Consider the following 23,169-nt stretch of genomic DNA (forward strand, 5'->3'; position numbering starts at 1 on the left):
CGATTTTCTTTTTTTGATAAGAATTTGGTATAATATACGGTATGAAAATCGTATCAGGAATCTACGGAGGGCGTCCGTTAAAGACGCTAGACGGGAAAACAACTAGACCGACATCAGATAAGGTCAGGGGCGCTATTTTTAATATGATTGGTCCCTACTTTGAAGGTGGACGTGTGTTAGATCTTTATGCTGGTAGCGGTGGTTTATCCATCGAGGCCGTTTCAAGGGGAATGTCCAGTGCAGTACTGGTTGAGAAAGATCGCAGGGCCCAGAGTATTGTCGCAGAAAATATTCGGATGACTAAGGAAACCTCTAAATTTCAATTATTGAAAATGGAATCCAGTCGTGCATTGGAGCAGGTGGATGGTGCCTTTGATCTAATTTTTTTAGATCCTCCCTATGCAAAAGAACAAATCGTTTCAGATATTGAAAAAATGGTAGAGAGAAATCTTTTTTCAGAAGATGTCATGGTGGTCTGCGAGACCGATAAATCAGTAGAACTTCCAGAAGAAATCGCCTGTTTGGGCATCTGGAAGGAAAAAATATATGGAATTAGTAAGGTGACGGTTTATGTCAGATAAGATTGGGCTATTTACAGGTTCTTTTGATCCGATGACCAATGGACATTTGGATCTCATTGAGCGTGCAAGTAAGCTCTTTGATCAATTGTATGTGGGAATTTTTTATAATCCACATAAAACGGGATTTTTACCGATAGAGAGCCGAAAGAAAACTGTTGAAAAAGCACTAGCACATCTCAAAAATGTCCAAGTCATAGCTTCTCACGATGAATTAGTCGTTGATGTTGCTAGAAGATTAGGTGCAGAGGTCTTGGTGCGTGGCTTGCGCAATGCAACAGATCTTCAGTATGAAGCTAGTTTTGATTTTTACAACCATCAACTAGCGGGAGAAATGGAAACAATCTATCTCCACAGTCGCCCAGAGCATGTATACATCAGCTCTTCGGCTGTGAGAGAACTATTGAAATTTGGTCAAGATATCAGCGGGTATGTACCAAATGCTGTTCTAGAGGAGTTAAACAATGAAGAAAAAAACTAGATGGCCCTTATATCTCATTATTGGGCTCATTATCACTTTTATCGCTTTTACAGTGCCCCTGCCTTATTATATCGAGGTGCCAGGAACTTCTGAAGATATTCGAAAGGTCTTACAAGTTAATAACCAACCTGACCAAGAGGAAGGTTCCTACCAATTTGTGACGGTTGGAGTTAAGCACGCTAGACTGGTTGACTTAGTCTATGCTTGGCTAACACCTTTTACGGACATACATAGTGCCAAAGAGATGACTGGTGGTTCATCAGATGCGGAATTTATGCGAATCAACCAGTTTTATATGGAAACTTCGCAAAACATGGCCAAATATCAAGGTTTGAAGACGGCTGGTAAGGAAATAGAGCTCAAATATCTGGGTGTCTATGTTTTGACTGTAACAGATAACTCGACTTTCAAGGGAGTTCTTAATATTGCTGACACCGTAACAGCTGTCAATGATAAAACTTTTGAGAGTTCAAAAGAGATGGTGGACTACGTTAATTCTCAAACTCTAGGTGATCAGGTTAAGGTTACTTATGAGGAGGATGGAAAAGTCAAAACTGCTGAAGGAAAGATCATTACTCTGGAAAATGGGAAGAATGGTATCGGAATCGGTTTGATTGACCGCACAGAAGTATCTAGTGATGTACCAATCAAGTTTTCAACTGCTGGCATTGGTGGTCCTAGTGCTGGGATGATGTTTAGTTTATCCATCTACACGCAAATTGCAGATCCTACTCTTCGAAATGGACGGATTATTGCGGGTACTGGAAGTATCGACAGAGATGGCAACGTAGGTGACATTGGCGGAATTGATAAAAAAGTTGTTGCTGCAGCTAAAAAGGGAGCTACTGTATTCTTTGCTCCTAACAATCCAGTAACTGAGGAAGCTAAAAAGGCCAATCCAAATGCCAAGAGTAACTATGACACAGCTCTAGAAGCAGCTCAAATGATTAAAACAGACATGAAAATCGTTCCAGTCAAAACGCTTCAAGATGCGATTGACTATTTGAAAAACAATCCCTAAACAGTAGGCGAATCCCTAAACTAGCGTAGAAAAAAAGAAGATGGTATAATAGGCAAATGATTCAATTGTTTTTTACCCTTAGTAGTCATATGTTTTTTGTCTACCTAGTCTTTCAGCTCTTGAAAGATTTGGTCAGATGGGATCAAATTTTGAAGGTGACAAAGGATAATGCGAAGAAGGTTCGACTCTTGGTAGTATTGTGTAGTATTGGTTTAGGATATCTGATTAGTTCCTTTTTTCTGAACCTCTACCAACTTTGGCAAGAAGCAGTTAGAACACTATTCTAAAATTGTAAGTGAAGGAAAATACTCTATGGAAAAAATTGTAGTTCAAGGTGGCGATAATCGTTTGGTTGGAAGTGTTACCATCGAGGGCGCAAAAAATGCAGTTTTGCCACTGCTTGCAGCAACTATTTTAGCAAGTGAAGGAAAAACGGTCTTAAAAAATGTTCCTATTTTATCGGATGTTTTTACCATGAATCAGGTGGTTCGTGGATTAAATGCGAAAGTAGACTTTGATCAAGAAGCACATGTTGTTGAAGTTGATGCTACTGGAGACATCACCGAAGAAGCTCCCTATAAGTATGTCAGCAAGATGCGTGCTTCTATTGTAGTATTGGGACCAATCTTGGCTCGTGTAGGACATGCTAAAGTTTCGATGCCAGGTGGTTGTACTATCGGTAGTCGCCCTATCGACCTTCACCTAAAGGGACTCGAAGCGATGGGGGCTCAAATTACTCAAACGGCAGGATATATCGAAGCTAAGGCAGAACGCTTGCACGGAGCTCACATTTACATGGACTTCCCAAGTGTAGGTGCTACTCAAAACTTGATGATGGCAGCAACTCTTGCTAACGGCGTTACAGTCATTGAAAATGCTGCGCGTGAACCTGAGATTGTAGACTTGGCTGTTCTCCTAAATAAAATGGGTGCCAAGGTCAAGGGGGCAGGAACAGAAACTGTAACGATTACTGGTGTTGAGCAACTACACGGTGCGGCCCACAATGTTGTGCAAGACCGTATCGAAGCAGGGACCTTCATGGTAGCAGCTGCCATTACAGGTGGAGATGTCTTGATTCAAGATGCCATCTGGGAACACAATCGTCCCTTGATTGCTAAATTACAGGAAATGGGTGTTGAAGTCATCGATGAGGACGAAGGAATTCGTATTCGTTCTCAACGTGAAAAATTAAAGGCTGTCCACGTTAAGACACTTCCACATCCAGGATTCCCGACAGACATGCAAGCGCAGTTCACTGCTCTAATGACCGTTGCTCAAGGTGAGTCAACCATGGTAGAGACTGTATTTGAGAATCGTTTCCAACATTTAGAGGAAATGCGTCGTATGGGCTTGCACTCTGAAATCATCCGTGATACAGCCCGTATCGTCGGAGGACAGCCTCTCCAAGGTGCAGAAGTTCTATCGACAGACTTACGTGCCAGTGCAGCCTTGATTTTGACAGGCTTGGTAGCTGAAGGCGAAACAGTTGTAGGAAAGCTTGTCCATTTAGATAGGGGTTACTACCGTTTTCATGAAAAATTAGCTCAGTTAGGAGCTAAGATTGAACGGGTAAGTGTGGAAGCTGATGAAGATGAATAAACAATCCAAATATGTCTTACGTCGCTTTATCCTAGTAATTGTAGTATTACTACTAGGATTCTTAGCTCTTGCTATTGGTTTGATGATTGGCTATGGTATTCTAGGAAAAGGTCAAGATCCTTGGGCTATTTTAGCGCCAGCAAAATGGCAAGAACTCATCGCAAAATTTACAGGAAAATAGACTGGGAGACCAGTCTTTTTCTAGGAAGTGAATGTAATACTCAATGAAAATCAAAGAGCAAACTAGGAAGCTAGCCGCAGGCTACTCAAAACACAGTTTTGAGGTTGTGGATAGAACTGACGAAGTCAGCTCAAAGCACTGCTTTGAGGTTGCAGATGGACGCTGACGTGGTTTGAAGAGATTTTCGAAGAGTACAAGGAGAAAATATGAATAAAAAAACAAGGCAGGCCCTAATTGGCCTCTTGCTCTTTTTGCTCTTGTCAGCAGGAAGCTACTATATTAAACAAATGCAGTCTTCCAACACTGCACCACAAACACAAGTAAAACAAAAATCACAGTCGTCTGATACTCCAAGTCAAGAACTGGCAGAAAGTGTCCTAACAGATTCGGTTAAAAAACAAATCAAGGGCACGCTAGAGTGGAATGGCGCAGGAGCCTTTATCGTCAATAACAATAAAACCAATCTAGACGCCAAGGTTTCAAGTAAACCCTATGCGGATAACAAGACAAAAACGGTAGGAGGAGAGACAGTTCCCACAGTAGCGAATGCAATCATGTCAAAAGCAACAAGGCAGTACAAGGACCGTGAAGAAACTGGCAATGGTTCAACATCTTGGACGCCTGCGGGTTGGCATCAGGTTAAGAATCTAAAAGGAAGCTATAACCATGCGGTCGATAGAGGACACTTGTTAGGCTATGCCTTGATAGGTGGCTTAGATGGCTTCGATGCTTCTACCAGCAATCCTAAAAATATTGCCGTACAGACAGCTTGGGCCAACCAAGCGCGTGCAGAAGATTCCACAGGCCAAAACTACTATGAGAGTTTGGTTCGAAAAGCCCTAGATCAAAACAAACGAGTGCGTTACCGTGTGACGTTGCTCTATGCGTCTGAGGAAGACTTGGTGCCGTCCGCATCCCAGATTGAAGCTAAGTCCTCTGATGGAGAATTGGAGTTTAACGTCGTTATTCCAAATGTCCAAAAGGGAATTCAGTTAGATTACCGAACAGGTGAAGTCACAGTCACAAAAAATAACTAATTGATCAAGAGGTTGAGGGAAAATCCCAACCTCGTTTTTTATTAGTCATGAACTGTTGACACGATTGGTTGTATTTTCCTCTTTTCAGATTTTTAAAGAGCTTTTTTGAAAATTCACAAGGCTGGAACTAAAGCATCAAGACTAGGGGTTCAGCTCTTTGTTCCACGCCCCTTTATCATAGAAATTGAAAATTAATGTGTAGAAATTGGAAAATATGGTATAATAGTTTCAATTATACTTTTTAGGAGAAGGAAAATGGAAGACCCGAGCAGTCAGGATTTGTTACTGCAATTTGTTTTATTAGTTGTTTTGACCTTTTTAAATGCCTTTTTCTCTGCAACAGAAATGGCCTTGGTTTCACTTAGTCGTTCACGTGTTGAGCAAAAAGCTGAGGAGGGGGATAAACGCTATATCCGTTTACTAAAGGTACTTGAAAACCCGAATCACTTTTTATCAACCATTCAAGTTGGTATCACCTTAATCACGATCTTGTCAGGGGCTAAACTAGCAGATTCACTTGGGGAATTGATCGCCTCTTGGATGGGAAATAGCGAAACTGCCTATGCGGTAGCTAGCTTCTTATCATTAGCTTTCTTGACCTATATTTCTATTGTTTTTGGCGAGCTTTATCCAAAGCGAATTGCTCTAAATCTTAAGGATGCCTTGGCCATCCGAACAGTACCGTTTATTATTGCTCTTGGTAAGATTGTGAGTCCCTTCGTTTGGATGCTCTCAGCATCAACTAATTTCTTGAGTCAATTGACACCGATGACATTTGACGATGCAGATGAAAAAATGACTCGTGATGAGATTGAGTACATGTTGTCTAAGAGTGAAGAAACCTTGGATGCTGATGAAATTGAAATGTTACAAGGGATTTTCTCGCTAGATGAGCTCATGGCACGTGAAGTCATGGTTCCTCGAACCGATGCTTTCATGGTAGATATTCAAGATGACACTCAGACCATTATCCAAAGTATCTTAAAACAGAATTTTTCTCGTATTCCTGTTTATGATGGAGATAAGGATAATGTTATTGGATTGATTCATACTAAGAGTCTTCTTAAAGAAGCCTTTGCCAGTGGTTTTGACAATATTGTCTGGAAGCGAATCTTACAAGATCCACTCTTTGTACCTGAGACCATTTTTGTGGATGATTTATTAAAAGAGTTGAGAAATACTCAAAGACAGATGGCTATCCTACTGGATGAGTATGGAGGTATGGCTGGTCTAGTTACGCTAGAGGATCTTCTTGAAGAGATTGTCGGTGAGATTGACGACGAAACTGACCGTGCTGAGGTTTATGTTTACACTATTGGTGAGAATACCTACATTGTTCAAGGTACGATGAACTTGAACGACTTCAATAGTTATTTCGATGTTGAACTTGAAAGTGACGATGTAGATACGATTGCAGGTTACTATTTGACTGGTGTGGGAACTATTCCAACATCAGAAAAACTTAGCTATGAGTTAGAAAGTAGCAATAAGCATATCACCCTAACCAATGATAAGGTCAAAAATGGACGTGTAACCAAGCTTAAGGTTCAAATCCAAGAACTCGAATCAGAAGAAGAAACAGAATAAAACAAAAGCTTTATCAGAGAAGAACTGATAAAGCTTTTCTAGTAGTTAAACTGATAAAGCTTTCTAGTAGTTAAAAAGAAAAGACTCCTGTGGGAGTCTTCGATAATATAGAGGCGGTAGACGGATTTGAACCGACGATCAAGCTTTTGCAGAGCCGTGCCTTACCACTTGGCTATACCGCCTTAACTTTTATTATTATACCTTTTAAATTAAATCTCGTCAATAGTTTCTTTTCTGAAAATGTAAGTTTTCCTGCTTATCAGATGGTATGCGACAAAATATTCTGAAAATTCGTTTACTTTTGAAAGGGATTATGGTATAATCAACAGTATCTCATTAATTTTAATAGAGGAGTTAACTAAACATGAAAAAAAGTCGGATTTTTGCGGTAGCAGGGGTTGCCCTACTTGCAACAGGCGTTCTCGCAGCTTGTGGTTCTTCAAAATCATCAAATGCTGAAGCACCAAAAGCATATGGTTATGTATACACTGCTGACCCAGAAACATTGGATTACCTTATCTCTGGGAAACAAAGTACAAAAGTTGCCACTTCAAACGGTATCGATGGACTCTTTACGAATGATAAGTATGGTAACCTTACTCCTGCAGTCGCTGAAGATTGGTCAGTATCTCAAGATGGTTTGACATACACGTATAAAATTCGTAAAGGTGTAAAATGGTTCACATCTGATGGTGAAGAATATGCAGAAGTAACTGCAAATGACTTTGTTACAGGTTTGAAACACGCAGCCGACAATAAATCAGCCGCTCTTTACCTAGCACAAAATTCTGTTAAAGGATTGGCTGACTACTTGTCAGGAAACAACACAGACTTCTCTGCCGTAGGTGTTAAAGCAGTCGATGATTACACTCTTCAATATACATTGAACCAACCAGAACCATACTGGAACTCTAAACTGTCTTACGGAATTTTCTGGCCTTTGAACGCAGAGTTTGAAAAATCAAAAGGTAAAGACTTTGGTAAGGCGACAGATCCAACATCGTTGCTTTACAATGGTCCTTTCTTGCTTAAAGGATTGACAGCTAAGTCTTCTATCGAGTTTGCGAAGAATGAACAGTATTGGGATAAAGACAATGTTCACATCGATACTGTAACGCTTGCTTATTATGATGGTTCGGATCAAGAATCAATCGAGCGTAACTTTACAAGTGGTGCATACAGCTATGCCCGTCTCTACCCTACTAGCTCAAACTATTCTAAAGTAGCAGAAACATATAAAGATAATATCTACTATACTCCACAAGGAGCCGGTATTGCTGGTTTGGGTGTCAATATTGACCGTCAAAGCTATAAGTATACTTCAAAAACAACTGACGAAGAAAAAACTTCTACTAAGAAAGCCCTTCTTAATAAAGATTTCCGTCAAGCTTTGAACTTTGCATTTGATCGCACTTCATATTCGGCTCAGATTAATGGTAAAGATGGAGCAGCACTTGCTGTTCGTAACCTTTTTGTAAAACCAGACTTCGTTTCTGCAGGTGAAAAAACATTTGGCGACTTAGTTACTGAGAAGGTCGTTTCTTATGGTGATGAATGGAAAGATGTAAACTTTGCAGATGCTCAAGATGGACTTTACAATGTAGATAAAGCGAAAGCAGAATTGGCTAAAGCTAAGAAGACTTTGGAAGCAGACGGCGTGAAATTCCCAATTCATTTGGACATTCCGGTTGACCAAGCATCTAAAAACTATATTGCTCGTATCCAATCATTTAAACAATCTGTTGAGACTGCTTTGGGTACAGATAATGTAGTCATCGATATCCAACAAATCACTACAGATGAATTACAAAACGTCACATATTATGCAGCTAGTGCAGCAGCAGAAGATTGGGATCTTTCAGGTGCCGTTGGATGGAACCCAGACTATGAAGATCCGTCAACTTACCTTGATATCCTAAAATCTACTAACAGTGAAACAACTAAGACTTACATGGGCTATGATAATCCATCAAACCCAGCGGTCGCTCAAGTTGGCTTGAAAGACTATGACAAATTAGTTGATGATGCAGCTAGTGAAACAAGCGATCTTAACAAACGTTATGAGAAATATGCAGCAGCTCAAGCTTGGTTGACAGATAGCTCACTCTTCCTTCCAGCTATGTCTTCTACAGGAGCAGCACCAGTTATTTCTCGTGTAGTGCCATTCTCAGCATCTTACACTCAATCTGGTGATAAAGGCTCAGATATTTACTTCAAATATCTTCAATTGCAAGCAAACACTGTAACAACCAAAGAGTACAAAGAAGCTCGTGAAAAATGGCTCAAAGAAAAAGCTGAATCAAACGAAAAAGCTCAAAAAGAGTTAGCGAGTCATGTGAAATAAATAATGCTCATCAGAACTTTCTCTCCTAAAGGAGAAGGTTCTTTTGGGATTTTAAAGGAAATAATATGAAAAAATATGTTTTTATGCGTATCTTGCGGTCGTTGGTTTCTATTTTCTTAGTAACGACCTTGATTTACACAATCATCTATACGATGGTTCCACGGAAGTTGATCTTCAAACAAGATACTAACTACAATAAAATTGCAACAACAGCTGATAAACGTGATAACTATGAAAATACCGTTTATGAGCGTATGGGGTATATCGAATATTACGATACGAAAGAGTTGCAGGAAAAAGCTAGTAGCATTGACTCTTCTGTTACAGTAGATGCAAATGATACAAATAAAGCTATCTATGAAAAATATATCCAACAACTTGGTAATGGTTGGACTCTAGGTGAGTTTACAGAGAGCGGTCAATTCTATGCTACTCGTGAAATTCCTATTTTTGAGCGTGTGTTCAAATTCTACGCAAACTTGCTTGATATTGACCATACAAACAAGATCCAAGACCCTGAGAATCCTAACTTAGAGCGTTATTTGCGCTTTGAGAATGACCCTGCTATCGGTTGGTCTCTTGTGGGTTCAGGTACTAAACACAAATACCTCTTGTACTTCAATAGTCAGTTCCCATTTGTTCACCAAAACTTTGTCAACTTGAACCTAGGAGATTCTTATCCAACTTATGCAAATACTCCTGTTCTTCAAGTTATTACACAAGGACAAGGACAAACGAAGACTTCTGAAGTTCAATTCCCAACTGGTAAGAAAACATCATCAGTTAACATTTACTCAAGAACTTATAAATCTCCGAGTCAAGCAGATGCTCGTGAAGTAGCGAACTACGGTAAAGATGATCCATATACAGCTACTGAAAGCAACTATCAGTACCCATCTATGATTGCAAGTTCTGCTATCACTGGTTTGATTGGTCTTGCGATTTCATATGCGATTGCGATTCCTCTTGGTTCAGCAATGGCTCGTTTCAAAAACACTTGGATCGATAGTTTCGCAACAGGGACTTTAACGTTCTTGTTGGCTCTTCCAACGATTGCCCTAGTTTATATTATTCGTTTGATTGGTTCTTCAATCGGCTTCCCAGACTCATTCCCAATCTTGGGTGCTGGTGATTGGCGTTCTTATGTCCTTCCTGCAGTGATTCTGGGCTTGCTAGGAGCACCTACTATGGCAATTTGGATTCGCCGTTATATGATTGACTTGCAATCACAAGATTTCGTTCGTTTTGCTCGTGCTAAAGGTTTGTCTGAGAAAGAGATTTCTGATAAGCACATCTTTAAAAATGCTATGGTACCACTTGTTTCTGGTATCCCAGGCTCAATTATTGGTGTTATTGGTGGAGCAACTCTTACTGAAACAGTCTTCGCCTTCCCAGGTATGGGTAAAATGTTGATTGACTCTGTAAAAGCTTCAAACAATAATATGGTAGTTGGTCTTGTCTTTATCTTCACTTGTGTTTCAATCTTCTCAAACCTTATCGGAGATATTTGGATGACTATTATTGACCCACGTATTAAATTGACAGAGAAAGGAGGCAAATAATGTCTACAATTAGTAATGAAAAATTTCAGTTTGTAAAACGTGATGATTATGCCTCTGAAGCAATTGATGCTCCTGCCTATTCATACTGGGGTTCTGTTTTTAGACAGTTTTTGAAGAAAAAATCAACAGTAATCATGCTAGGTATCTTGATTGCGGTTGTTTTGATGAGTTTCATTTACCCAATGTTCTCTGATTTTGACTTCAATGATGTAAGTAAGGTAAATGATTTTAGCGCTCGTTACATTAAGCCAAATGCTGAGCATTGGTTTGGTACAGATAGTAATGGTAAATCTCTCTTTGATGGTGTCTGGTTTGGAGCTCGTAACTCTATCTTGATTTCTGTCATTGCGACCTTTGTCAACCTTTTTATCGGTGTTGTCATTGGTGGAATTTGGGGGATCTCAAAATCAGTTGACCGTATCATGATGGAGGTCTACAACGTTATCAACAATATCCCATCACTTTTGATCGTTATTGTTTTGACTTACTCTATCGGTGCAGGTTTCTGGAATTTGATCTTTGCCATGAGTGTAACCACTTGGATTGGTGTTGCCCATTCAATTCGTATCCAAATGTTACGTTACCGTGATTTAGAGTACAACCTTGCTTCACGTACCTTGGGAACACCAAGTTACAAAATTATTATGAAAAACATTATGCCACAATTGGTATCTGTTATTGTTACGAGTACGTCGCAAATGCTTCCAGCCTTTATCTCATATGAAGCTTTCCTTTCATTCTTTGGACTTGGATTGCCAATCACAGTACCAAGTTTGGGACGTTTGATTTCAGATTATTCTCAGAACGTAACAACCAATGCATACCTCTTCTGGATTCCATTGACAACTTTGGTCTTGGTATCCTTGTCACTGTTCGTTGTTGGTCAAAACCTAGCGGATGCTAGTGATCCACGTACACATAGATAGGAGTAGACATGATAAAAGGAAAAAATGTAATTTTGACTGCTCAAGATATTGTCGTGGAATTTGATGTTCGTGACAAGATTTTGACAGCTATTCGAGGTGTCTCCATCGATTTGATTGAGGGAGAGGTCCTTGCGTTAGTTGGGGAGTCAGGTTCAGGTAAATCAGTTTTGACAAAAACATTTACAGGAATGTTGGAAGAAAATGGTCGTATTGCACAAGGTAGTATTAATTACCGTGGACAAGATTTGACAACCTTATCTTCTCATAAAGAATGGGAAAGTATTCGTGGTGCAAAGATTGCAACTATCTTCCAAGATCCGATGACCAGTCTAGACCCTATCAAGACAATCGGAAGTCAAATCACAGAAGTTATTATTAAACACCAAGGCAAGACAGCTCAAGAAGCTAAAGAGATGGCTATCGACTATATGAACAAGGTTGGTATCCCGGATGCTGAGAGACGTTTTGATGAATACCCATTCCAGTATTCTGGAGGAATGCGTCAACGTATCGTTATCGCGATTGCTCTTGCTTGTCGTCCAGACATTCTTATCTGTGATGAGCCGACAACAGCTCTTGATGTGACCATTCAAGCACAGATCATTGACTTGTTGAAATCACTTCAACACGAATACCACTTTACAACAATCTTCATCACTCACGACCTAGGTGTCGTAGCAAGTATCGCTGATAAAGTTGCAGTTATGTATGCTGGTGAAATCGTCGAGTATGGTACTGTTGAAGAAATCTTCTACGACCCACGTCACCCATATACATGGAGCCTCTTGTCAAGCTTGCCTCAACTTGCGGATGACAAAGGTGAATTGTACTCAATCCCTGGAACACCTCCATCGCTTTATACTGAATTGAAGGGAGATGCTTTTGCTCTTCGTTCAGACTATGCGATGAAGATTGATTTCGAAGAAAAAGCTCCACAGTTTGCAGTATCAGATACTCATTGGGCGAAAACATGGTTGCTTCATGAACAGGCTCCAAAAGTTTCAAAACCAGCAGTGATTGAAGACTTACACGATAAAATTCGTGAAAAGATGGGCTTTGCTCATCTTGAGGACTAGGAGGAAGGAAATGTCTGAAAAATTAGTAGAAATTAAAGACTTAGAAATTTCCTTCGGTGAAGGAAGCAAAAAGTTTGTCGCTGTTAAAAATGCGAACTTCTTTATCAACAAAGGAGAAACTTTCTCACTTGTTGGAGAGTCTGGTAGTGGTAAGACAACAATTGGTCGTGCTATTATCGGTCTTAATGATACCAGCAAAGGTGATATCATCTTTGAAGGTAAAAAAATTAATGGTAAAAAATCACGTGAACAAGCTTCGGAATTAATCCGTCGTATCCAAATGATTTTCCAGGACCCTGCTGCAAGTTTGAATGAACGTGCAACGGTTGACTATATCATTTCTGAAGGTCTTTATAACCACCATTTATTTAAAGATGAAGAAGAAAGAAAAGAAAAAGTTCAAAATATCATTCGTGAAGTGGGACTTTTAGCTGAACACTTGACACGTTACCCACATGAGTTTTCAGGTGGACAACGTCAACGTATCGGGATTGCCCGTGCCTTGGTTATGCAACCTGACTTCGTAATTGCGGATGAGCCGATTTCAGCCTTGGACGTTTCAGTACGTGCCCAAGTTTTGAACTTGCTCAAGAAATTCCAAAAGGAATTAGGCTTGACTTATCTCTTTATCGCCCACGATTTGTCAGTAGTTCGTTTCATCTCTGATCGTATCGCGGTAATTTATAAGGGTGTTATTGTTGAAGTGGCTGAGACTGAAGAATTGTTTAACAATCCAGTTCATCCATACACGCAAGCACTTCTATCAGCTGTTCCTATTCCAGACCCAATCTTGGAACGTAAAAAAGTTTTGAAAGTCTATGATCCAGATCAACATGACTATGAAACTGATAAACCTTCTATGGTAGAAATTCGTCCAGGTCACTATGTTTGGGCAAACCAAGCAGAGTTGGAACGCTATAAAAAAGATTTGAAATAAGAAAGAGTTTTGTAATCTTGGTAGAACAATTCTATTAAGGTTATGAAGCTTTTTTATTTTTGTAAAAAAACATTAGATTAAAGATAGACAACTATATACCCGAAAACATGCTAATACTCAATGAAAATCAAAGAGCAAACTAGGAAGCTAGCCGCAGGTTGTTCAAAGCACGGCATTGAGGTTGCAGATAAAGCTGACCTAGTTTGGATTTGAGTATAAGACTAGTCTTCAATGACTCTTGGAGGAGAGAGAAAAGAAGCTGTTATTCTTTGAAAGTGTATTGAATGTATACAGAATGGAATGGATAAAACTACTTTCAGATAAGCTTTTATGAATCTTCAAAATTAAAATCACTTTCTATTTAAAATATCAGTCTTGCATTGCCTTCCTTTATGTGCTAGAGTTATGGTAACGGTTACAAAATTAAGGAGGGTTTTATGAGAAATCCAGCACTAATAGAAGAAATGAAAACTTACAGAGGGCGAGATGAAGTTCCGCAAGACTTTGACGATTTTTGGGATGGGGAAATAGAGAAGGTTTCAGTCTTACCAGATTACCAACTAGAGGAACGTGAATTTCGTATTCCAAACGTGAAGTGCTATGAGTTAACATTTAAAGGTACACGTGATGGTCTTGTTTATGCACGTGTGGTCTTACCAAAATCTGAACATAAAGTACCAGTTATTTTTCACTTCCATGGATATATGGGACGTTGTTGGGATTGGACAGATATGTTGGCCTTTACAGTCGCTGGTTATGGTGTTGTATCTATGGATGTCCGTGGTCAATCTGGTTACTCACAAGATGGGTTACGCTCGCCTCTCGGAAATACAGTTAAGGGTCAAATCATTCGTGGTGCAGTAGAAGGAAAAGAGCAACTCTTCTATAAGGATGTTTATCTTGATATTTATCAATTAGTTGAGATTGTAGCTAGCTTCCCACAAGTGGATGAAGGCCAATTAGCAAGCTATGGAGCTTCTCAAGGAGGAGCGCTGGCTCTGGTGGCTGCGGGGTTAAATCCACGGATTAAGCGAACCGTAGCTATTTATCCATTCTTGTCAGACTTTAGACGAGTGATAGAGATTGGAAATACTAGCGAAGCCTATGATGAGCTCTTTCGTTACTTTAAGTTCCATGATCCATTCCATGAGACAGAAGAGCAGATTATGGAAACACTTAGCTATATCGATGTAAAAAATCTTGCCCATCGTATTAAGGGGGAAGTTCGGATGATTACTGGACTTGATGACGATGTCTGCTATCCAATCACTCAGTTTGCTATTTACAACCGTTTGACTGGTGAAAAGAGTTATCGTATCATGCCTGAATATGCTCATGAAGCCATGAATGTTCATGTCAATGATCAAGTTTACAACTGGTTGTGTGGTAGTGAGATCCCCTTTACCTATCTTGGTCACTAAAAATTGAAAAAAGGCTCTGTAGTTTCGAATGAACTACAGGCTTTTCTTTATGTGCCCCAGATAATGAGAAAGTAGTTTCAGGTAGTTTGAAACTGCTAAATATCTTTGAAAGTAGAATCTATTATAGATTATAAAGTCTAAAATTTAGAATATTTATTATATAATATGATTAAGATAAAAAGTGAAAGGAGTATAGCTAGTTGCGAATCTTTTAACTTGGAATTTATAAAAGCGCAACAGCATTTCATTTACAAAGAATGGCAATTCCATTCAATAATACAGTTTCTTATTTGCAGCTAGTCTGAGTGGCTAAAAATTTTAAGCAAAAAAGAAAGCGCTTTATTTTTTAAAAAAATAACGGAAGGGAAAACATGAATCAGAGAGATTTTGATAGAAAACAGAGATATGGGATTCGGAAATTTGCAGTTGGAGCAGCTTCAGTAGTGATTGGAGCCGTTGTTTTTGGTGCTGCCCCTGTTTTGGCTCAAGAGGCACCATCAACGAATGGTGAAACAGCGGGGCAATCTTTACCAGAATTGCCTAAGGAAGTAGAGACAGGAAATCTGACGAATCTCGATAAGGAACTCGCAGAAAAATTGGCAACGGCAACAGATAAGGGCACAGAAGTGAGCCGTGAAGAGTTGCAAGCAAACCCAGGGTCTGAAAAACCAACCGGAACAGAAGCATCAAACGAAACTCCAGCTACAGAGAGTGAAGACGAGGAAGTTGGAAATATTCCCCGTGACTTTTATGCCAGAGAGTTGGAAAATGCCAATGCTGTAATAGAGAAGGAAGATGTTGAAACCAATCCTTCAAACGGTCAAAGAGTTGACATGAAGGAGGAGCTAGACAAGCTTAAAAAACTTCAAAATGCGACCATCCATATGGAGTTTAAGCCAGATGCATCTGCTCCACGTTTTTACAACCTCTTTTCAGTTTCTAGTGATACCAAAGTAAATGAGTATTTCACTATGGCTATCCTTGATAACACAGCTATCGTTGAAGGTCGTGATGCAAATGGAAATCAATTCTATGGTGATTATAAAACTGCTCCTTTGAAGATTAAGCCAGGTGAGTGGAACTCTGTAACCTTTACAGTTGAAAGACCAAATGCTGACCAACCAAAAGGTCAGGTTCGTGTCTATGTAAATGGTGTCTTGTCGCGCACAAGTCCTCAGTCTGGTCGTTTCATTCAAGACATGCCAGATGCCAACCATGTACAAATCGGTACAACAAAACGCACAGGCAAAAACTTCTGGGGTGCTAATCTTAAAGTCCGTAATCTAACTGTTTATGACCGTGCTCTTTCTCAAGAAGAAGTTAAAAAACGTAGCCAACTTTTTGAAAGAGGAGAGTTGGAGAAGAAACTTCCTGAAGGAGCAGAAGTTACTGATAAACTGGATGTTTTTGAAGGTGGTGAGAACCGTAAGCCAAATAAAGATGGTATCGCAAGCTACCGCATTCCAGCCCTGCTGAAAACTGATAAGGGAACCTTGATTGCTGGAGCTGATGAACGTCGTTTGCATCACTCTGACTGGGGTGATATCGGTATGGTCATTCGTCGTAGTGATGATAAGGGCAAAACGTGGGGAGATAGAATTGTCATCTCAAATCCTCGTGATAATGAGAATGCCAGAAGAGCTCATGCGGGATCACCAGTCAACATTGACATGGCCCTAGTCCAAGATCCGAAAACTAAGCGAATCTTCTCTATTTTTGATATGTTCGTAGAAGGTGAAGCTGTTAGAGATTTACCAGGAAAAGCACCACAAGCCTATGAGCAAATTGGAGATAAGGTTTATCAGGTTCTATACAAAAAAGGTGAAGCGGGACGTTATACAATACGTGAAAATGGTGAAGTCTTTGACCCTGAAAATAGAAAGACAGAATATCGTGTTGTAGTTGATCCTAAGAAACCAGCTTATAGTGATAAGGGTGATCTTTACAAGGGTGAAGAACTGATTGGTAATGTCTACTTCGATTATAGCGACAAGAATATCTTTAGAGTTTCAAACACTAACTATCTCTGGATGTCTTATAGCGATGATGATGGAAAAACTTGGTCTGCACCTAAAGATATTACATACGGCATTCGTAAGGACTGGATGCACTTCTTAGGTACTGGACCTGGTACAGGTATTGCCTTACATTCAGGACCTCATAAAGGGCGTCTTGTTATCCCTGCCTACACTACAAATAACGTATCCTACCTAAGTGGCTCTCAGTCTTCACGCGTCATTTACTCAGATGACCATGGTGAAACTTGGCACGCTGGTGAAGCGGTCAATGATAACCGTCCAGTAGGCAACCAAACAATTCATTCTTCAACTATGAATAATCCAGGTGCTCAAAATACTGAGTCAACTGTTGTTCAGTTGAATAATGGGGATCTCAAACTCTTCATGCGTGGATTGACAGGGGATTTGCAAGTTGCAACGAGTAAAGACGGTGGAGCAACTTGGGAAAAAGATGTAAAACGCTATTCAGATGTCAAAGATGTCTACGTTCAAATGTCTGCCATTCATACGGTACAAGATGGTAAGGAATATATCATCCTCAGTAATGCAGGTGGGCCAGGACGTTACAATGGTCTGGTGCACTTAGCGCGTGTGGAAGCCAATGGAGACCTAACTTGGCTCAAGCACAATCCAATTCAAAGTGGCAAATTTGCCTATAACTCATTGCAAGATCTTGGAAATGGTGAATTTGGCTTGCTTTATGAGCATGCAACTGCCACTCAAAATGAATACACCTTGTCTTATAAGAAATTCAACTGGGATTTCTTAAGCAAGGATAGAATTGCTCCAACAAAAGCAACTGTAAAAAATGCTGTGGAGATGAGCAAAAATGTCATTGCTCTAGAATTTGATTCTGAAGTATTGGTGAATCAACCACCAGTTCTTAAATTGGCAAATGGGAACTTTGCGACTTTCTTGACGCAATACGATACCAAAACATTGTTATTCGCAGTTAACAAGGAAGATATTGGTCAAGAAATTACAGAAATCATTGATGGTGCAATTGAGAGCATGCATAATTTGCCTGTAAGTCTTGAAGGTGCAGGAGTCCCTGGTGGGAAAAATGGTGCAAAAGCAGAAATCCATGAAGTTCCAGAATTTACAGGTGCAGTCAATGGTGAAGAAGGTGAAGTTCATGAGGCTCCAGCCTTTGATGGTGGTGTCAACGGTGAGGAAGCAGCCGTTCATGATGTACAAGCCTTTGAAGGTGGTGTGAACGGTGAAGAAGCCGCTGTTCATGACGTTCCAGAAATAGAGGTTGAAGAAAATCCACCAGGAACTATTAACGAAGTTCCGGAATTTGAAGGTGGCGTCAACGGTGAGGAAGCAGCTGTTCATAATGTGACAGCCTTTGAAGGTGGTGTGAACGGTGAAGAAGCCGCGGTCCATGAAGTTCCAGAAGGTAGTCTAGTAGAAAGCTCAAAAGGAGAGTCTGACGTTCATGAAGTTCCAGCCTTTGAAGGTGGCGTCAATGGTGAGGAAGCAACTAAATTAGAAGTCCCAGCCTTTGAAGGTGGCGTCAATGGTGAGGAAGCAGCTACATCAGAAACCCCAGAGTACACAGGTGGCGTGAATGGATTAGAATCCGCTAAGTTAGAAGTCCCAGAGTACACAGGTGGCGTGAATGGATTAGAGGCTGCTAAGTTAGAGGTTCCAGAATATACAGGTGGTGTTAATGGAGTAGAGGCCACTAAGTTAGAAGTTCCAGAATACACAGGTGGCGTCAATGGTGAGGAAGGAGCTAAGGCAGAAGTTCCAGAGTATACAGGTGGTGTTAATGGAGTAGAATCTGCTAAGTTAGAAGTCCCAGAGTACACAGGTAGCGTCAATGGATTGGAATCCGCTAAGTTAGAAGTCCCAGAATACACAGGTAGCGTCAATGGAGTAGAATCTGCTAAGTTAGAAATCCCAGAGTACACAGGTGGCATTAATGGATTAGAGGCCGCTAAGTTAGAGGTGCCAGAGTATACAGGTGGCGTCAATGGAGTAGAATCTGCTAAGTTAGAAATTCCAGAGTACACAAGTGGCGTCAATGCAGTAGAATCTTCTAAGTTAGAAGTTCCAGAGTACACAGGTGGCGTCAATGGATTAGAGGCCGCTCAGTTAGAGGTGCCAGAATATACAGGCGGTGTCAATGCGGTAGAATCTGCTAAGTTAGAAGTTCCAGAGTACACAGGTGGTGTTAATGGAGTAGAGGCCGCTAAGTTAGAAGTTCCAGAGTACACAGGCGGTGTTAATGGGCTAGAAGCTGCGAGTACAGAAGTTCCAGCGTATGTAGGTGGTGTAAACAGTGCTGAAGCTGCTATCCATGAGGTCTCAGAGTATAAGGGAGAACAGTCAATTGTGGTTCAAGCTATGGCACAAGATAAAACTTATCAAGCCCCTGCTGCTCGTCAGCAACTTCTTCCTGAAACAGGAAGTGAAGCTGTTGCTCCTCTCGCCTCTCTAGGACTTGTAGGCATGCTCCTAGGTATGTTTGCCATGGGCAAGAAAAAAGAAGATCAATGAAATAGTTAAAATCAACGAAATTCATAGAGAAATTTGATCTTATATTAGAAAGGGTCGTGACTAGAACTAGTTACGGCCTTTTTGATCTAGATAAATCAGGAGTCAAATAGTTAATACTCTTCGAAAATCAAATTCAAACCACGTCAGCTTCGCCTTACCGTATATGTGTTACTGACTTCGTCAGTTCTATCCACAACCTCAAAACGGTGTTTTGAGCAACCTGCGGCTAGCTTCCTAGTTTGCTCTTTGATTTTCATTGAGTATAAGTTTGAGATAAAATTCATTAAAAATACGATTAGACCAAATGAAGCAATTTTATGTTAGAAAAATCTAAAGCACCCGAAAGTAGTTTCAAATATCTGAGTTTGTGTTTCAAAAACTGAAAGTGAAATCTGTTCTATATTCATCTATCTTAAAATAGGGAAATTTATTATATAATGAGAATAAGATAAAATTTGAAAGGAGTAGGAGACTCTAGTTAACGATGGGTCGTTAAGTGAGAGAAAATTTGAAAGAGCGAGTGTAACCATTCGTGAAAAAGTAATTTTTGTTAGTTAGTCAGATGGCTAAAAATTTTAAGCAAAAAAGAAAGCGCTTTATTTTTGAAAATGAAAGGAAGAAAGATGAAGCATAATCAGTTGGATAGAAAACAACGATACGGAATTCGCAAATTTACAGTAGGAGCCGCTTCAGTAGTGATTGGAGCAGTTGTTTTTGGTGCATCGCCGGTATTAGCACAAGAATCAACAACTACCAATAAGGAAACGACAGAACTAGGAGTAGAGAAGGATCAGGCAGAAAAAGCAGTAGATACTGAAAAGACTGCGACAGAGTCTAATGGGGTAGATACAGTCACACATGCATCTACAGAAGCACATACTGGAACAGAGACAACTGCAACGGCAGAAACAACTGCAACAGCAGAAACGGCAGAAGCAACTAGAGAAACCGAAAAAGATCCAGCTGCGCTTCCACGTGATTACTATGCTAGAGAGTTGGAAAATGTCAATACTGTTCTTGAAAAGGAAGATGTAGAGACTAATGCTGCAAATAGCAATAGAATTGATCTGACAGAGCAATTGGGCAAACTGAAACAACTTCAAAATGCGACCATTCATATGGAGTTCAAACCAGATGCTTCTGCGCCAGCATTTTACAACCTTTTCTCAGTCTCAAGTGATACGGTTCGAAATGAATATTTCACCATGGCTGTTTACAACAACGTTGCCTTGATTGAGGGCCGCGATCAAAACGGCGACCAATTTTATGATAGATACACAGACGCACCATTAACAGTCAAACCAGGTCAGTGGAACTCAGTAACCTTTACAGTTGAAAGACCAAGTGCAGATTCTCCAGATGGGCAAGTTCGTCTCTATGTAAACGGAGTCTTATCACGAACAAGTAAGAAATCAGGACGCTTTATCAAAGATATGCCTGATGTGAATCATATGCAAATTGGTACCACAAATCGTGCAGGAAGTATGGTTTGGGGGGCAGGTTTACAAGTTCGTAATCTAACTGTTTATGATCGTGCCTTGAATCCAGAAGAAGTTCAAAATCGTAGCTACCTCTTTGAAAGATCCGAATTAGAGAAAAAGCTTCCAGAAGGAGCTGAGATAACAGATAAAAAGGATGTTTTTGAAGCTGGTAAAAATGGGCAGTCAAATCCAGATGGTATTAATAACTATCGTATTCCAGCCCTCCTTAAGACTGACAAGGGAACTTTGATTGCTGGAGCTGATGAACGTCGTTTGCACCACTATGACTGGGGCGATATCGGTATGGTCGTCAAACGAAGTGAAGATCAGGGTCAAACATGGGGCGATCGTATCACACTTACGAATCTACGCGACAATCCTAAAGCTACTGATCCATCTGTTGGTTCACCAGTAAATATCGATATGGTTTTAGCCCAAGATACTGAAACCAAACGCATCTTTTCAGTCTATGATATGTTCCCAGAAGGAAAAGGTATCTTTGGGATGTCAGCTGAAAAAGAGGAAGCCTATAAAGAAATTGATGGGAAAACCTACCAAATTCTCTACCGTGAAGGAGAAAATGGAGCCTATACCATTCGTGAAAATGGTGTTGTCTACACACCAGATGGTCAGGCAACGGATTACCGTGTTGTTGTAAATCCTGTTAAGCCTGCTTATAGCGATAAAGGCGACCTTTATCAAGGTGAGCAGCTACTAGGGAATATCTATTTTACAAGCAATAAAACCTCTCCATTTAGAATTGCTAAAGATAGCTACCTATGGATGTCTTACAGTGATGATGACGGTAAGACTTGGTCTGCACCACAAGATATTACTCCAATGATCAAAGCTGATTGGATGAAATTCTTAGGTGTGGGACCTGGAGTGGGCATTACCCTCCAGAATGGACCTCATAAAGGTCGTATTGTCGTTCCTGTCTATACGACGAATAGAACAAACCACCTCAATGGATCTCAATCATCTCGTATCATCTACTCAGATGATCATGGTAAGACTTGGCATATGGGTGGCGGTGTCAATGATAACCGTACACTTTATGATGGTACAGTAGTTGATTCAAGTATCATGAACAATTACTACGCTCAAAATACGGAATCTTCTGTTGTTCAGCTGAACAATGGTCAGTTGAAACTCTTTATGCGTGGTTTGACTGGTGATTTGCAAGTTGCGACAAGTAATGATGGTGGTATTACATGGGACAACTATGTAGCACGCTATGATGTACCAGATGTCTATGTTCAAATGGCAGCGACTCATACGGTTCAAGATGGTAAGGAGTATATCCTTCTAGCAAATGCCAATGGCCCGGGTCGTAAGAATGGTTACATTCGAGTGGCTCGCGTAGAAGAAGATGGCGAGTTGACTTGGCTGCATCATCATTTGATTCAAGAAGGGGAATATGCCTATAACTCACTTCAACAGATCGGACCAAAAGAATTTGGTCTCTTGTATGAACATCATGAAGCTGGCGGCAATCCTTATACTCTATCCTTCAAGAAATTCAACTGGGATTTCTTAACGAAGGAAAGAATTTCTCCTAAAGAAGCCAAAGTTAAAAATGTTATTGAAAAATGGCCGGGAATTCTTGCAGTAGAATTTGATTCAGAAGTTTTGGTTAACAAAGTCCCAACACTTCAGTTGGCAAATGGTAAAAAAGTAAACTTCATGACCCAGTATGATACTAAGACTTTGCTATTTACAATAGACAAGTCAGATCTTGGTCAAGAAATAACTGGACTTGCTTCTGGAACAATCGAGAGTATGCACAATCTTCCAGTGAGTCTTGAAGGAGCAGGTATTCCTGGAGCTGCCAACGGTAGTGAAGCTGCTGTTCACGAAGTTCCAGAATTTACAGGTGGTGTTAATGGTGTAGAAGCTGCTGTTCATGAATTACCAGAATTCACAGGTGGTGTGAATGGTGTAGAAGCTGCTGTGCATGAATTACCAGAATTCACAGGCGGAGTCAATGGTAGTGAAGCTACTGTGCATGAAGTGCCAGAATTCACAGGCGGAGTAAGCGCTGATAGTCCTGTAACTCCTGAAAACCTAGGATTTGAGGGTGGTGTCAATGGTCTAGAACCAGCTGTTCATGAAGTCCCAGCATTCACGGGCAGTGTGAAGAATGACGTCGCACCAACGCTAACAGAAAAACCAGGATTTACAGCTGGTACCAAAGGTTCAGAAGGAGCAGGCCATAAAGATCCAGATCACAAAGGTCAGCAGTCTATTGTATCTCAGGCTATGGCACAGGATAAGACCTATCAAGCACCTGCAGTTCGTCAAGATGTTCTTCCTAAGACAGGAAGTGAAGATGCCACTGTCCTTACATCAGTAGGGCTTGTGGGGATGCTCTTTGGTATGTTTGCTTTGGGGAAGAGAAAAGAAGATTGA

The 23,169-nt window shown here is 40.4% G+C and carries 16 protein-coding genes and 1 tRNA gene; 16 read left to right on the forward strand and 1 reads right to left on the reverse strand.

The genetic code is table 11. The annotated features are described in order from the left end of the window. Positions 1-41 precede the first annotated feature (41 nt). The 8 genes from rsmD to PCY08_RS04115 all read left to right on the forward strand — a co-directional run bounded on the left by rsmD (position 42) and on the right by PCY08_RS04115 (position 6,484). Positions 42-581: a 16S rRNA (guanine(966)-N(2))-methyltransferase RsmD gene (gene rsmD / locus PCY08_RS04080; protein ID WP_301559501.1), complete on the forward strand. Its 540-nt coding sequence runs from the start codon at positions 42-44 to the stop codon at positions 579-581. Further along, entirely contained in the window at positions 571-1,059 is a 489-nt protein-coding gene (coaD, locus tag PCY08_RS04085; RefSeq protein ID WP_301559502.1) for a pantetheine-phosphate adenylyltransferase, read from the forward strand. Before rsmD ends, coaD begins: the two co-directional genes overlap by 11 nt. Next, entirely contained in the window at positions 1,043-2,080 is a 1,038-nt protein-coding gene (locus tag PCY08_RS04090; RefSeq protein ID WP_000730763.1) for a SepM family pheromone-processing serine protease, read from the forward strand. The genes coaD and PCY08_RS04090 overlap by 17 nt, the downstream gene beginning before the upstream one ends. Positions 2,081-2,136: 56 nt before the next feature. Next, positions 2,137-2,367 (forward strand): DUF1146 family protein, encoded by a 231-nt coding sequence (locus PCY08_RS04095; protein ID WP_000615324.1) that lies wholly within the window; start codon positions 2,137-2,139, stop codon positions 2,365-2,367. A gap of 25 nt (positions 2,368-2,392) precedes the next feature. Beyond that, a complete protein-coding gene (murA, locus tag PCY08_RS04100; protein ID WP_301559503.1) occupies positions 2,393-3,679 on the forward strand; it encodes a UDP-N-acetylglucosamine 1-carboxyvinyltransferase in 1,287 nt (428 codons plus the stop codon). After that, a complete protein-coding gene (locus tag PCY08_RS04105; RefSeq protein WP_080980079.1) occupies positions 3,666-3,860 on the forward strand; it encodes a DNA-directed RNA polymerase subunit beta in 195 nt (64 codons plus the stop codon). Before murA ends, PCY08_RS04105 begins: the two co-directional genes overlap by 14 nt. A gap of 206 nt (positions 3,861-4,066) precedes the next feature. After that, positions 4,067-4,897 (forward strand): DNA/RNA non-specific endonuclease, encoded by an 831-nt coding sequence (locus tag PCY08_RS04110; RefSeq protein WP_301559504.1) that lies wholly within the window; start codon positions 4,067-4,069, stop codon positions 4,895-4,897. A gap of 255 nt (positions 4,898-5,152) precedes the next feature. Then, a complete protein-coding gene (locus PCY08_RS04115) occupies positions 5,153-6,484 on the forward strand; it encodes a hemolysin family protein (protein WP_301559505.1) in 1,332 nt (443 codons plus the stop codon). A 111-nt stretch (positions 6,485-6,595) separates the two neighbouring features. Here PCY08_RS04115 and PCY08_RS04120 read toward each other — a convergent pair. Next, a tRNA-Cys gene (locus tag PCY08_RS04120) sits at positions 6,596-6,666 on the reverse strand. A 182-nt stretch (positions 6,667-6,848) separates the two neighbouring features. Here PCY08_RS04120 and PCY08_RS04125 point away from each other — a divergent pair. From PCY08_RS04125 to PCY08_RS04160, 8 genes are all read left to right on the forward strand, one after another. After that, positions 6,849-8,828 carry a peptide ABC transporter substrate-binding protein gene (locus PCY08_RS04125; protein ID WP_045762691.1) on the forward strand — a complete coding sequence of 660 codons (1,980 nt, stop codon included), beginning with the start codon at positions 6,849-6,851 and terminating at the stop codon, positions 8,826-8,828. 65 nt (positions 8,829-8,893) lie between these two features. Beyond that, complete coding sequence (locus PCY08_RS04130; RefSeq protein WP_301559506.1) at positions 8,894-10,390, forward strand: ABC transporter permease; 1,497 nt, start codon at positions 8,894-8,896, stop codon at positions 10,388-10,390. Further along, positions 10,390-11,316: an oligopeptide ABC transporter permease OppC gene (gene oppC / locus PCY08_RS04135; RefSeq protein ID WP_075228298.1), complete on the forward strand. Its 927-nt coding sequence runs from the start codon at positions 10,390-10,392 to the stop codon at positions 11,314-11,316. Before PCY08_RS04130 ends, oppC begins: the two co-directional genes overlap by 1 nt. An 8-nt stretch (positions 11,317-11,324) precedes the next feature. Beyond that, on the forward strand, positions 11,325-12,392 hold the full coding sequence (locus tag PCY08_RS04140; RefSeq protein ID WP_000589653.1) for an ABC transporter ATP-binding protein: 1,068 nt from the start codon (positions 11,325-11,327) through the stop codon (positions 12,390-12,392). Positions 12,393-12,402: 10 nt separating this feature from the next. Continuing rightward, positions 12,403-13,329, forward strand: coding sequence for an ATP-binding cassette domain-containing protein (locus tag PCY08_RS04145; RefSeq protein WP_301559507.1), 927 nt, complete (start codon positions 12,403-12,405; stop codon positions 13,327-13,329). Between the two features lie 437 nt (positions 13,330-13,766). Then, positions 13,767-14,750: an acetylxylan esterase gene (locus tag PCY08_RS04150; RefSeq protein WP_301559508.1), complete on the forward strand. Its 984-nt coding sequence runs from the start codon at positions 13,767-13,769 to the stop codon at positions 14,748-14,750. Between the two features lie 371 nt (positions 14,751-15,121). After that, on the forward strand, positions 15,122-19,276 hold the full coding sequence (locus PCY08_RS04155) for an SIALI-17 repeat-containing surface protein (RefSeq protein WP_301559509.1): 4,155 nt from the start codon (positions 15,122-15,124) through the stop codon (positions 19,274-19,276). 623 nt (positions 19,277-19,899) lie between these two features. Beyond that, the gene (locus tag PCY08_RS04160; RefSeq protein ID WP_301559510.1) at positions 19,900-23,169 is read left to right on the forward strand and encodes an SIALI-17 repeat-containing surface protein; all 3,270 of its coding nucleotides are present in this window, start codon (positions 19,900-19,902) and stop codon (positions 23,167-23,169) included.

This window comes from Streptococcus sp. SO4 (assembly GCF_030440055.1).
Taxonomy (GTDB): Bacteria; Bacillota; Bacilli; order Lactobacillales; family Streptococcaceae; genus Streptococcus; species Streptococcus nidrosiense.